Source organism: Pseudomonas sp. FG36 (assembly GCF_057809275.1).
In genome coordinates this window covers 46,410-58,542 of the sequence record NZ_JBMDJQ010000008.1, presented here as the reverse complement: position 1 = coordinate 58,542, position 12,133 = coordinate 46,410, and the positions used below count along the sequence as shown (strand labels likewise).

Sequence of the window (12,133 nt, the reverse complement as noted above, 5' to 3'; positions counted from 1 at the left end):
CGGGCGGCGCTCGAGGCACAGAAGCCTTCGTGGCGAACACCTTGAAAAGCCCGGCGCTTACATCCCTACACCCATCAGAAACTCCCCTTGAGCGTCACCATGAAGTTGCGCGGCTCGCCGTAGTAGTTACCCCAGCCAGTGGCCCCCACAGTCGAGTAATAGCGCTTGTCCAGCAGGTTGTTGCCGTTCAGCGCCAGGCTCCAGTGTTCGTCCAGGCGATACTGCACGCGACCGCTCCACAGCGTGTAGCCCGCTTGCTCGATGCTCAGGTTGCCCTGGCGGCGGAAGTTCTCGCTCTGGCTGGATACCCCGGCACCCACGGTCCAGCGGTCAAGCGCGCCGGCGAGTTGGTAATCGCCCCAGACCTTGAGCATGTGCCGGGGGATGAAGCTGGAGGTGAAGTTGAGCTCGGTCGGCTCGGTCTGGTTGATGGTGTTCAGGTACTTGGTCTGGGTGTAGGTGTAGCCCGCCAGCAGTTGCAGGCGCTCGATGGGCGAGCCGCTGACCTCGGCCTCGAAGCCCTGGGCGCGCACCTTGCCGCTGTCGGTGTAGCAGTACTGGTCGCCCGAGCCCTTGCAGGTGTCGACGAAGTCGGTTTCGGCGCGGTGTTCCTCGATGGTGCGGAACAGGTTGAAGGCGGTGTTGAGTGCGCCGCCGAACAGTTCACCCTTGATGCCCAGCTCGTAGTTGGCGCCGGTCTTCGGTTGCAGGGCCTGGCCCTGGGCGTTCACCAGGTTGCTCTGCGGCTGGAAGATATCGGCGTAGCTGGCGTAGGCGGTCCATTCATCGTTGAGGTCATAGAGCACCGCGGCGAAGGGCGTGACCTGGCCGTTTTCCTGGCTGCGGTTGTGCACCCAGTAGTCCCAGGCCTGGGTGTAGGAATCGCTTTTGTTGCGGTACCAGCTAACCCGCGTGCCGAGCACCAGGGTCAGCGGCTCGGCCAGTTTCAGACGCAGGGTGGCGTAGGTGCCGTACTGGGTGGTGGTGGAATCCGTGGGAACGCTGCCGCCACGACTGGGGGCGGCGAGGAACGCGTCCTTGGACGGGTGCGGGAAGGCCGACGACGGGTCGAACGGATTCTGGGTGCCGCCCAGGCCCCTCAGGGCGAAGTAGTCGTGGGTCTGCTGGCGGCTGGCGTTGGCGCCGACGATCACCTCGTGCTGCAGACCGAACGCCTCGAACTTGCCGTCGAGGTAGCTATCGAAGCCGTAGTCGTCCTGGTCGTAGTCGAATCGCCCGGCGTAGCGGCCGATGGCGGCACTGCCTGCACCGACCGGCACCGCCCCCTCGGCGTAGCCGTACTCGATGTTCTGGTTGTTGTGGGTATAGACCGAGGCGAAGTTCAGGCTCCAGTCGTCGTTGAAGCGGTGCTTGAGGTCGGCGAAACCGGTGGTGCGCTGGCTTTGCTGGTCGTTCCAGCTGGCGCCCAGGCAGGTGGAGCGCGACAGCTTCAGGTCGCTGCCATCAGCATAGCGGGGCAGGCCGTGGTAGCAGGGCGAGGCATCGACGTCTTCATAGGCCAGGCCGACGCCCAGGGTGGTGTCCGGCGTCACGTCCCAGTCCAGGGCGCCGTACAGCACCTGGTCCTGGCGCTTGGCGTTGTCGTAGAAGTACTGGCGATCCTGCAGGGTGGCCACGGCGCGGCCGCGCACGGTACCCGATTCGTTCAGCGGGCCGCCCACGTCCACCTGGCCGCGGTAGTTGTCCCAGGTGCCGGCGGACAGGGTCAGTGTGGTCTGGGCCTTGTCCTGGCCACGTTTGCGCACGAAGTTGACGCCACCTGCCGATGAACCGGAACCTTTCATCATGCCGGCCGCGCCCTTGAGGATCTCGACCCGGTCGTAGAAGGCCATGTCGCTGGAGAAGCTGTTGGCCTGCACATAGTTGCCGCCCACATCCAGCGGCACGCCGTCGTACTGGTACTGGCCGTCGAGGTTGAAACCGCGCGAGTAGAAGTACTTGCCGCCCATGGGCGAGTCGTAGACGGTGATGCCGGGAGTTTTGTCGAGCACCTGTTCCAGGGTGTTGAGGTTCTGGTCGTCGAGCATCTTGCGGGTCATGACGGTGACCGACTGCGGCGTCTCCTTGAGGGTGTGCACGCCTTTGCCGATGGTCACCGCCCGCGCTGCATAGGACTGGGTGCCCTCGCTGGTGGCGTCGAGGCGGTTGGCGTCGATGGTCAACGGCCCCAGCTCCATCGCGGGACCATTGTCAGCCGGGATCAGCACATAGCCGCCATTGCCCTGGCGCTGGGCTTGCAGCCCGCTGCTGCCGAGCAGGCGCAGCAGGCCTTCCTCAACGCTGTAGCTGCCGTCGAGCCCAGGGGTGGAGAGATGGCGGGTCTGCTCGGTGTCGAACGAAATGGTCACCCCCGCCTGCACGCCGAACTGGGTGATGGCGTTGCCCAGGGGGCCGGCTGCGATGTGGTAGGCGGTCTGGCTGATGGCCAGGGCGTCGACCGGCGCGAACATCAGGCCAGGCGCGGTGGCGAGGGACAGGCCGAGGGTGAACCGGTGGATGGCATGGCGCAGGCGGGTGCTGGGCTGGAGCAGGGGCATTGGGTGATCCTTGCGTGTCATGGCGGAAAGTCGCTGTCGTCGCGGCTTGTGTCATGGACGGACGAGAATCGAAATCAGCAAGATTGCGGAAAAATTTTTTTGGCTCCGGGCTCAGGCAGGTTCGACGTTGACCCAGTAACGGCTCAGGTAGCGCACCCTCACGGGCAGGGATTTCGGCAGGTTCGCCAGGGCGATATCGGTGTCATCGATGGCGAACGAGCCAGAAATGCGCATGCCTTGGACGGACGGCGCGCAACGCAGCACGCCGGGGCGGTAGCGGCCCAGTTCGGCGATGAAATCGCCCAGGCGCCAGTCGTTCACGCTGAGCATGCCCTGGACCCAGGCCGCGGAATCGGCGGGCAGGGCTTGTGCGCGGCCGATCGCGTCGCGGTCAAAGCCGGCCTGCTGGCCGGCGTCCAGGCGCAACACCTGGTCGAGGTGGCGTTGCGGGCGTATCTCGACGGCGGACTGCAACACGCCGACCTGTGTCTGCTGCGCTGTTTGGCGCACGCTGAACTGCGTGCCCAGCGCACGCACGCTGCCGTTGTCGGTGTGCACGATGAACGGGCGGCGGGCGGCGTCGCTGGCGGTGCTGATCAGGATCTCGCCGCGATACAACTGGATCGCCCGCACCTGGGCGTCGAAGCGCACGTCGAGGGCGGTGTCGACGTTCAGCTCTAGCTGCGAGCCGTCGTCCAGGCGCAGCGAGCGCCGTTCACCGCTGCCGGTGCGCTGCTGGGCGAGCAGGGCGCGATAGGGCACCTGTTCGCTGGCCAACCAGGTACCGCCACCGACCGCCAGTAGCAGGCCCAGCACCTTGAGCACCTCGCGGCGCTGCGCCTGGGCCGCGCCCAGGCCTGACAGCGCAGCCTGGCGTGGAACCGTTGACCACTGGTGTTGGAGTTTCTCCACCCGCGACCAGGCTTCGGCATGCGCGGGGCTTGCGGCCAGCCAATCGCGCCAGGCCTGGGTTCGTGCTGTGTCGGCATCACCGTCATTGAGTTGCACGTACCAGGTCGCGGCCGCCTCGAGGGTTTTCAGGTCCACTGGCCGGCCCTCAATTGTCGACCACCAGCAGGCAGCGGGTCATGGCCCGGATCAGGTGGTTCTTGACTGTGGTGATCGATACATCGAAGCGTTCGGCAACTGCTGCGTAGGTCAGCCCTTCCAGTTGCACCGCGAGGAATATGTCACGGGTCCTGGGGCCGAGCTCGTCGAGCAGTGCATCGACCGCCACCAGCATTTCGATGATCGACAGGCGCGTCTCCGGCGACACTTCGACCGGCTCCGGGCGCAGGGCCAGGGCCTGCAGGTAGGCCTGCTCGATGGCGCGGCGCCTGACTTTGTCGATCAGCAGCGCGCGGGCAATGGCGCTGAGGTAGCTGCGCGCCTCGCGAATGGGGCCCTGGTTGCGGGCAGTCATCACCCGCAGGAAGGTATCGTGGGCCAGGTCGGACGCATCGGCGGCATTGCCCAGGCGTGCGCGCAGCCAGCTTTTCAGCCAGCCGTTGTTTTCGCAGTACAGCTGGTGAAGCGCCGAGCGGTCGAGCGTCGACATAGAGCGAAATCCACGATGTAAATGGTAATTGCTCGCATTGTCTCGGGGTGGCGGGGGGATTGCAAGGTCCGGCTGGGCCTGTCGCACCCAGCTCAACTGATGAAAATTATCCTCGACACCAACTCCGCACTGTTCTTGGCCTGCAACTTTTTCATCAGCCGCGCCCGATGCACCTCCACCGTCCGATGGGATATCCCCAACTGCCGCGCCACTTCCTTGCAGGTCAGCCCGTTCACGATATGCGACGAAATCTGCCGCTCCCGAGGCGTCAGTTGCACCGCTGGCGCCGGCTGCCGGTCGAGCCGTTCGAAATGCCAGATCATCAGCTTGAACGGATCCTCCGCCGTCAGCGTGAAACCCTGGGCCCGGGCCCAGAACACCTCGCCGCTGCGGTGCTGCATGAAACGCTCGTCCGAATAGAAAGCGCCCAGACCGTTGCGCAGCCAGTGCTCGCTGCGCTCGCCAATGCTCTGGTAGTCGGCCTGGGAAGGGTAGAGCAGCAGGGTCAGGTGCCCGCGCAGCTCCTCGCGGGTGTAGCCGAACAGCCGGGCGAAGGCCTCGTTGCAGTCGAGCATGCGCCGGTGGCCGGTGATCAGTTGCGGCGCGGGTGACACCTGGAACGCCAGGCGCTCGAGGTCCGGGGAGGCGTGGGTGGGTACGGTCATCAGGCTTCCTGCCTCGGTGCTTATGGTCATGCCCCGTAAGGCTCACTACTTACTCGTGTACGTAGTTGCCCCAACTAGCGTGGGATTCGGGTGCTGACACATTGTATGCAATACCCGCTTCAAGGACAGAAGAAAACACCATGTTCCACGATTCCGTCGCCATCGTCGCCGCCGCGCACAGCCCTTTCGGTCGTTTGGATGGCCTGAACCTCGAAGACCTGATCGTCCAGGTTACCCGTGATGCCTTGCAGGATGCAGGCATCGACGCCGCCGAGATCGACGCGCTGTTTCTCGGCCATTTCAACTCGGGCCTGGTGGCCGACGGCTTCCCCGCCTCGCTGATGCTGCAGGCCGACCCGCAACTGCGCTTCAAACCCGCTACCCGCTGCGAGAACGCCTGCGCCTCGGGCTCGGCGGCGATCCAGGCCGGGATCAACGCGATCCGCAGCGGCGCCGCCGAGCTGGTGCTGGTAGTCGGCGCGGAGAAGATGACTGGCAACAGCACGGTCGAGGTCACCCGGGCGCTGGCCGGTGCCGGTTACCAGAACGCCTTGCAGGAGGCCGGCCTGAGTTTTGCCCAGCTATTCGGCCAGGTTGCCCAGCAATACACCGAGCGCTACCACAGCCCACTGGCATCGATGGCGGCGATCGCGGTGAAGAACCACGCCAATGCCATGGCCAACCCGCTGGCGCAGATGCACCGGGTGATGGACTTCGGGCATTGCAACCAGGTGTCGCCGAGCAACCCGCTGATCGCGGCGCCCCTGCGCCTGACCGACTGCTCGCTGATCAGCGATGGTGCTGCGGCGATCATCCTGGCTTCGCCTGCCCGCGCCCGCTCGATGCGGCGCCAGGTGGCGATCCGCTCGATGGTCCAGGTCAATGACTTCCTGCCGTTGTCGCGCCGCGACATGCTGGCCTTCGAGGGGCCGCAGCGGGCCATCCACGGGGCGCTGCGCGAGGCGGGGGTGACCCTCAACGACCTGAGTTTCGCCGAGGTGCACGACTGCTTCACCATCGCCGAACTGCTGATCTACGAAGCCATGGGCCTGGCGCCGCGTGGCGAGGGGCACCGCGCCTTGGACGACGGCATCGTGCGCCAGGGTGGGCGCTTGCCGGTGAATCTGTCCGGCGGGCTCAAGGCCAAGGGGCATCCGGTGGGGGCCACCGGGGTGTCGATGCATGCCCTGGGCTTCGCCCAGCTGACCGGCAAGCCCATCGGCCTGGGCGTGCCCAATGCCGAGTTCGGCCTGCTGTTCAACATGGGCGGGATGGCGGTGGCCAACTACGCCAGCGTGCTGCAAGCCGTCAGGGTCTGAGCCATGAATATTGCCCATTGGTTGCAGGATGCGGCCCAGCGTTGGCCTGGGCGGCCGGCGTTGTTCGAGGGGATGCGGCAGATCGCCGACTACCGGATGTTTGCCACCCAGGTGCGGGCACGGGCGCTGGAGCTGCGTCACGTGCACGGCATCGAGCCGGGCGAGCGGGTGGCGCTGTTGATGAAGAACAGCTGCGACTACCTGCAACTGCTCTATGCGATCTGGTGGTGCGGGGCGGTGGCGGTGCCGATCAACCACAAACTACACGCCCTGGAGGCCGCGTGGATCGCCGGCAATGCCGGGGCGCGGCTGATCTTCACCGACGAGGGCCAGCTGTTCGCCGACCTGGCATTGCCGAACAGTTGTCGCGAGCTGGCCACGCCTGTCCAGCGCATGCCGGGGTTGCCGGCCAGCGATGAGCTGCAGGCGCCGCACCCACGCCTGGACAGCGACCTGGCCTGGCTGTTCTACACCTCCGGCACCACCGGGCGTTCCAAGGGGGTGATGCTGTCCCATGGCAACCTGATCGCCATGTCGCTGTGCTATCCACTGGACGTCGACCCGGTAGCCGCCGATGACGCCGTGGTCTATGCCGCGCCGATGTCCCACGGCGCGGGGCTTTACAACTTCATCCACGTGCGTTGCGGCGCCCGGCACGTGGTGCCCCTGTCCCGGGGCTTCCAGGCGCCGGAGCTGTTCACCCTGGCGCGATCGCTGGGGCAGGTCAGCCTGTTCGCCGCGCCGACCATGGTCAAGCGCATGGTCGAGCAGGCGCGCCAGCAAGGCTATGCCGGCGAAGGCATCAAGACCATCGTCTACGGCGGCGGCCCGATGTACCTGGCGGACCTGGTGGATGCCCTGGATACCTTCGGCCCGCGCCTGGTGCAGATCTACGGCCAGGGCGAATGCCCGATGACCATCAGCGCGTTGTCCCGCGAGGCCATCGCCGACCGTGGCAACCCGGGCTGGCCGGCCATCGCCGCTTCCGTTGGTCGGGCCCAGGCCTGCGTGGAGGTGCGCGTGGTCGATGGCGCGGGCCGGGAGACGGCGGCTGGCGAGGCAGGGGAGATTGTCGTGCGCGGCCCGGTGGTGATGCAGGGTTACTGGGACAATCCCCAGGCCACCGTGGCGGCCCTGGTGGATGGCTGGCTGCACACCGGCGATATCGGCTTTCTCGACGGCCAGGGCTACCTGTCGCTGACCGACCGCAGCAAGGACGTGATCATTTCCGGGGGCAGCAACATCTACCCCCGCGAGGTCGAGGAAGTGCTGATCCAGCACCCCGAAGTGTTCGAGGCCTGCGTGGTGGGCGAAGCCGACCCCGAGTGGGGCGAGTCGGTGGTGGCCTTCGTCGTGCCGCGCACGGCAGGCAGCCTCGACTCCCAGGCACTCAATCAGTGGTTCCTGGCGCGCATGGCCTCGTTCAAGAAACCGAAGAAGTACCTGTTCTGCGCCGAGCTGCCAAAAAACAGCTATGGCAAGATTCTCAAGACCCAGTTGCGCCAATGGCTGCAGGACCCGGACGGGTCGCTCGGCAGCGCTTGAGCCGCGACATTTCATGGAAAGCGACACGACAGGAGTTACCCGCATGGGCATGTCACCCGCCAACACCCAGCGCCAGCGGCGCCGGGCTTTCATCGGCGCCACCACCGGCCACCTGATCGAGTGGTACGACTACGGCGTCTACGGCTTCCTGGCCTTGTATATCGGCAAGGCCTTCTTTGTCTCTGACGACCCTACCAGCAGCCTGCTGGCGAGCTTCGCGGCCTTCGCCCTGAGCTTCTTCATCCGCCCGCTGGGCGGGCTGTTCTTCGGCCCGCTGGCGGACAAGATCGGCCGCCGTCGCACGCTGATCACGGTGCTGGTGATGATGGCCGGCTCGACCTTCCTGCTCGGCCTGCTGCCGACCTACGCCAGCATCGGCATCGCAGCGCCGGTGCTGCTGGTGCTGATCCGCTGTGTGCAGGGCTTCTCCGCCGGCGGCGAGATCGGCACCATCACCAGCTTCATCTCCGAATACGCCGGCCCCGGCCGTCGGGGCTTCGCCACCTGCTGGCTGATGGTCACGGCGGTGCTCGGGTTGCTGTTGGGCGGCGCGGTGGCCAATGGCATGACCTGGGCCCTGGGCGCCGAGCTGATGCAGGACTGGGGCTGGCGGATTCCGTTCCTGATTGCCGGCCCTCTGGGCTTCATCTCGCTGTATATTCGCCTCAAGCTCGAGGACAGCCCGGAGTTCCTCGCCCTGGTGGAGGCCGGGCAGACCTCCAAGGCACCGCTGCGCGAGGTGTGGCAGTGGAAGCGCTCGATTGCCCTGGTGTTCTTCATCATCACCTTGCACAGCTCGATCTTCTACCTGGTGCTGACTTTCGCCTCGACCTACATGTCCAACACGCTGAAGTTCGACAGCGGCACCACCTTGCTCTATGTGTTCGTCGCCAGCCTGTCGGCGGCGCTGGTGATGCCGTTTGGCGGCGCCTTCACCGATCGCTACGGGCGCAAGCCGTTCCTGATGGTGATCGGCACGTTGGCGACCCTGGCCATGTACTGGTTCTTCAAGACCGCGCCGGGCGCCACACCGGCGACCCTGTTCTGGCCGCTGATGGCGGTGGCGATCCTGTTCGGGCTGTATGCGTCGTCGACCTACGCGCTGATGAGCGAGCTGCTGCCGACGCGCATCCGCTCCACCGGCATCGCCATGGCCTACAACATTCCGGTGGCGGTGTTCGGCGGCAGCGCGCCGCTGATCTCCACCTGGCTGATCAAGGTGACCGGTGATATCACCGCGCCGTGGTACTTCTACGTGGGCACCGGCGTGGCGTCGCTGGTGGCGCTGGTGGTGCTGCGCCAGGAGGATTTCGTGGCCTGCAACCGTGCACCGACGCAAGAACCGCCGGTGGGGACGGTACTGGCGGATTCTCAGACCTGATATAGCACGGGGATATCAGGCGCAGCGCCAATTCCGGAGCGGGGCGGCATTCTGTTACAGTCGCCGCCTCATGTAATCGGCCCGAGGATGTACAAGGATGTCGCTGCACGATTGGTTCGGATTTGTCGTTGTCTCGATGGTGGTGACCTTGTCGCCAGGCCCGGGTGTCATCATGGCGTTGTCCAACTCGCTGTCGCACGGGCCGAAGCGGGCGATGCTCGGCTCGCTGGGCAACGCGCTCGGGCTGCTGGTGGTGTCCACCGCCACCAGTGCGGGCCTCGGGGTATTGCTGCAGACTTCGGCCAGCGCTTTCCTGCTGCTCAAGGTGGTGGGCGCGAGCTACCTGATCTACCTCGGCGTCAAGCAGTGGAAAAGCCGCAGCAGCGCCTTTGACCAGCTAGAGCAACCGGTCAAGGCCCTGGTCAGCAACCGCCGGCTGATGCTCAACGGCGTGACGGTGGCGTTGACCAACCCGAAAGCCATCCTGTTCTTCGCCGCCTTCCTGCCGCAGTTCATGGGCTCGGGCAACGGCGCCGATAGTCAGCTCGGGCTGCTGGTCGGCACCTTCGCCCTGTGCTCGATCCTGGCCCATGCTTTCTATGTCCTCCTGGCCCAGGCATTGAAGCGCAAGCTGGCGGCACCAAGCCGCGCTCGCCTGATGAATCGCCTGTTCGGCGTGTCGTTCATGACGCTGGGGGCCAGCCTGTTCACCGTTCAGGCCAAGACCGCCTGAATCCAACGTTTCCGATAGGTAGATTCCCATGGCACAAGCCACCGACCAGGCCTTCTACGACCGCGCCGATGCGCATGTGGAGCTGGCCAACCAGCAGATCGAAAAGCTCGAGGACCTCGGCAAGGTCAGCGCTTCGATGACCTTCGCCGCCAGCCGCTTCAATGCCTGGATGGCGGCGCGCAGTTTCAAGTCCGCGGCGGAGATGGCCGCGGCGCGTGAGGAGTTGTTGAAGTACTTCAGCGAGCAGTACCGGATGATGCTCGAAGACAACCTTGACGAGCATATCCAGCACTTCGACCGCTATGTGCTGGGCAAGGACAGCTGAGTTCGCACGCAACCAGGACATCGACGAATAAACGCCCCACCGCTTCGGTGGGGTGGCGTCAGTGCAATGTGCCTTGTTCCTGCGCAGGCACGCCGAACGACACGTAGTAGGCCAGGCCGACAAAGATCGCCCCACCCACGGCGTTGCCCAGGAACACCGCCACTAGGTTCTCCGCCAGTTGCCCCCAGCTCAGGTAGCCGGCGAAGATCGCCGCCGGGATCAGGAACATGTTGGCCACGACGTGCTGGAAGCCGATGGCGACGAAGGCCATGATCGGGAACCAGATGCCGAGGATCTTGCCGCTCATCTCGCGGCTGGCGTAGGACAGCCACACCGCCAGGCATACCAGCCAGTTGCAGCCGATGCCGGAGACGAACGCGTGCAGGAAGTCGGCGCTGACCTTGCTGGTAGCGCCAGCCAGGGTCTTGCCCAGGTACGCGCCCTCGGTCAGCCCCAGCAGATGGCCGAAGCAGTACGCGACGAACAGCGCGCCCAGCAGGTTGGCGAGGGTCACCAGGGTCCAGTTGCGCGCCACTGCCCGCAGGCGGATACGCCCGGCGAACATCGCCAGGGGCAGGCTCATCATGTTGCCGGTAAGCAGCTCGCCACCGGCCAGGATCACCAGGATCAGGCCGATGGGAAACACCGCGGCGCCGAGCAGCGTGCCGAACGAGGCCCACTGCGGGGGAATCATGGTGCTGACGTGGATCGCCAGCAGAAAGCCCAGGGAAATGAACGCGCCGGCCAGGAAGCCGAGGATCAAGGTGGCGCGGGTGGGCAGGTGGGCTTTGCGGGTACCGGCTTCTATGACCAGCTCGGTGATCCGGGTGGGGGTATTCACAGACATTTCAACAACTCGAACGCAAGGATAACGGCGGTACCATTGGGCGGATCTGGTAACGATGGGACGAGGCCAGCGCGGTTCGGCTCGTGGTGGAGGGAACAGGCAACTTCGAAGCGGGCGGCACGTTATCTGAGGCAATTTGACGCGGTCAAATCGATAGGCTGGATGAGTTGATAGAGCGCATCTATGAGGTGCAGTTGTTCAGCCGCGCTGTGCTATACCACAAGCGATCAAACCCTGCGTGAGAGGAAGCCTTGGTGAATACAGTCGAGATCGAGCCGCAGGCTGTCGACAGCCCGATCACCCGTAGTGCGATGTTTCTGGTGGCCACGCTCAATCCGGGCGAGCAATCCGTGGCCGCTGTGCGGGCGCTGTGCGCCGACCTTGGCGGCCTGGTGCGTTCGGTGGGCAAGCGGGTGCCGGCCGGTAACTTGTCTTGCGTCATCGGCTTCGGCGCGGTGGCCTGGGTGGGTTTGTTCGGTGCGCCGCAACCGGCCGGCCTGCATTCCTTCCGCGAGTTCGGCAGCGGTACGCGCAAGGCGCTTGCCACACCGGGCGACATTCTTCTGCATATCCGCGCCGAGCACATGGACCTGTGTTTCGAGCTGGCGGCATTGCTGGTCAAGCGCCTGGCCGGGGCGGTGACGGTGGTCGATGAAGTACAGGGGTTCCGCTATTTCGACATGCGCAGCATTATCGGCTTTGTCGATGGCACCGAGAACCCCGGTCCGCGGGACGTGGCGCGCTTCACCCTGGTCGGCGACGAGGACCCGGCGTTCGCCGGCGGCAGCTATGTGCTGGTGCAGAAGTACCTGCATGACATGGCCGGCTGGGAGGCGCTGTCGACCCAGGAGCAGGAGCGCATCATCGGGCGCACCAAGCTGGCCGACATCGAGCTGGATGCCGCGAGCAAGCCCAGTTGTTCGCACAGTTCGCTGACCACCCTGGAAGAGGGCGGGCAAGAGATCAAGATCCTGCGCGACAACATGCCCTTCGGCCGCCCCGGCGCCGGGGAGTTCGGTACCTATTTCATCGGTTACGCCCGGTCGCCCGCGCCGATCGAGCAGATGCTCGAGAACATGTTCGTCGGCAAGCCGCCGGGCAACTACGATCGTCTGCTGGACTACAGCCGCGCCGTTACCGGTGGGTTGTTCTTCGTGCCGCCAGTGGATTTCCTCGAACAGGCCGCTGAATGACATTTCACC

The 12,133-nt window shown here is 65.3% G+C and carries 11 protein-coding genes; 6 read left to right on the top strand and 5 right to left on the bottom strand.

The genetic code is table 11. The annotated features are described in order from the left end of the window. Nucleotides 1-74: 74 nt before the first annotated feature. The 4 genes from ACODS9_RS08765 to ACODS9_RS08750 form a co-directional block, all read right to left on the bottom strand. A complete protein-coding gene (locus tag ACODS9_RS08765; RefSeq protein WP_401110427.1) occupies nucleotides 75-2,558 on the bottom strand; it encodes a TonB-dependent siderophore receptor in 2,484 nt (827 codons plus the stop codon). Between the two features lie 111 nt (nucleotides 2,559-2,669). Beyond that, entirely contained in the window at nucleotides 2,670-3,605 is a 936-nt protein-coding gene (locus ACODS9_RS08760; protein WP_401110430.1) for a FecR domain-containing protein, read from the bottom strand. A 10-nt stretch (nucleotides 3,606-3,615) separates the two neighbouring features. Continuing rightward, nucleotides 3,616-4,116 (bottom strand): sigma-70 family RNA polymerase sigma factor, encoded by a 501-nt coding sequence (locus ACODS9_RS08755; RefSeq protein ID WP_046855312.1) that lies wholly within the window; start codon nucleotides 4,114-4,116, stop codon nucleotides 3,616-3,618. A 92-nt stretch (nucleotides 4,117-4,208) separates the two neighbouring features. Then, nucleotides 4,209-4,781, bottom strand: a complete 573-nt coding sequence (locus tag ACODS9_RS08750; RefSeq protein ID WP_110605276.1) for a LuxR C-terminal-related transcriptional regulator — start codon at nucleotides 4,779-4,781, stop codon at nucleotides 4,209-4,211. Nucleotides 4,782-4,921: 140 nt separating this feature from the next. Here ACODS9_RS08750 and ACODS9_RS08745 point away from each other — a divergent pair, with 140 nt between their 5' ends. The 5 genes from ACODS9_RS08745 (at nucleotide 4,922) to ACODS9_RS08725 (ending at nucleotide 10,084) form a co-directional block, all read left to right on the top strand. Continuing rightward, entirely contained in the window at nucleotides 4,922-6,100 is a 1,179-nt protein-coding gene (locus ACODS9_RS08745; RefSeq protein ID WP_401110432.1) for an acetyl-CoA acetyltransferase, read from the top strand. A gap of 3 nt (nucleotides 6,101-6,103) precedes the next feature. Then, on the top strand, nucleotides 6,104-7,645 hold the full coding sequence (locus tag ACODS9_RS08740) for a class I adenylate-forming enzyme family protein (protein ID WP_401110435.1): 1,542 nt from the start codon (nucleotides 6,104-6,106) through the stop codon (nucleotides 7,643-7,645). A 43-nt stretch (nucleotides 7,646-7,688) separates the two neighbouring features. After that, nucleotides 7,689-9,026, top strand: coding sequence for an MFS transporter (locus tag ACODS9_RS08735; RefSeq protein ID WP_401110437.1), 1,338 nt, complete (start codon nucleotides 7,689-7,691; stop codon nucleotides 9,024-9,026). Between the two features lie 97 nt (nucleotides 9,027-9,123). Then, complete coding sequence (locus ACODS9_RS08730) at nucleotides 9,124-9,759, top strand: LysE family translocator (protein ID WP_046855316.1); 636 nt, start codon at nucleotides 9,124-9,126, stop codon at nucleotides 9,757-9,759. Between the two features lie 28 nt (nucleotides 9,760-9,787). Then, a complete protein-coding gene (locus tag ACODS9_RS08725) occupies nucleotides 9,788-10,084 on the top strand; it encodes a DUF3144 domain-containing protein (protein ID WP_102682437.1) in 297 nt (98 codons plus the stop codon). 58 nt (nucleotides 10,085-10,142) lie between these two features. Here the strand turns inward: ACODS9_RS08725 and ACODS9_RS08720 are convergent, their stop codons facing one another. Further along, a complete protein-coding gene (locus ACODS9_RS08720; protein WP_489093717.1) occupies nucleotides 10,143-10,931 on the bottom strand; it encodes a formate/nitrite transporter family protein in 789 nt (262 codons plus the stop codon). Between the two features lie 254 nt (nucleotides 10,932-11,185). On the opposite strand from ACODS9_RS08720, the gene ACODS9_RS08715 reads away from it, so the two are divergent. Further along, a complete protein-coding gene (locus ACODS9_RS08715) occupies nucleotides 11,186-12,124 on the top strand; it encodes a Dyp-type peroxidase (RefSeq protein ID WP_401110443.1) in 939 nt (312 codons plus the stop codon). The last annotated feature ends 9 nt before the right edge of the window (nucleotides 12,125-12,133 follow it).

Excerpts from the sequence above, each read along its gene's own strand:
- ACODS9_RS08765 (WP_401110427.1), bottom strand. The coding sequence starts at position 2,558 with ATGCCCCTGCTCCAGCCCAGCACCCGCCTGCGCCATGCCATCCACCGG.
- ACODS9_RS08755 (WP_046855312.1), bottom strand. The coding sequence starts at position 4,116 with ATGTCGACGCTCGACCGCTCGGCGCTTCACCAGCTGTACTGCGAAAAC.
- ACODS9_RS08750 (WP_110605276.1), bottom strand. The coding sequence starts at position 4,781 with ATGACCGTACCCACCCACGCCTCCCCGGACCTCGAGCGCCTGGCGTTC.
- ACODS9_RS08745 (WP_401110432.1), top strand. The coding sequence starts at position 4,922 with ATGTTCCACGATTCCGTCGCCATCGTCGCCGCCGCGCACAGCCCTTTC.
- ACODS9_RS08740 (WP_401110435.1), top strand. The coding sequence starts at position 6,104 with ATGAATATTGCCCATTGGTTGCAGGATGCGGCCCAGCGTTGGCCTGGG.
- ACODS9_RS08735 (WP_401110437.1), top strand. The coding sequence starts at position 7,689 with ATGGGCATGTCACCCGCCAACACCCAGCGCCAGCGGCGCCGGGCTTTC.
- ACODS9_RS08730 (WP_046855316.1), top strand. The coding sequence starts at position 9,124 with ATGTCGCTGCACGATTGGTTCGGATTTGTCGTTGTCTCGATGGTGGTG.
- ACODS9_RS08725 (WP_102682437.1), top strand. The coding sequence starts at position 9,788 with ATGGCACAAGCCACCGACCAGGCCTTCTACGACCGCGCCGATGCGCAT.
- ACODS9_RS08720 (WP_489093717.1), bottom strand. The coding sequence starts at position 10,931 with ATGTCTGTGAATACCCCCACCCGGATCACCGAGCTGGTCATAGAAGCC.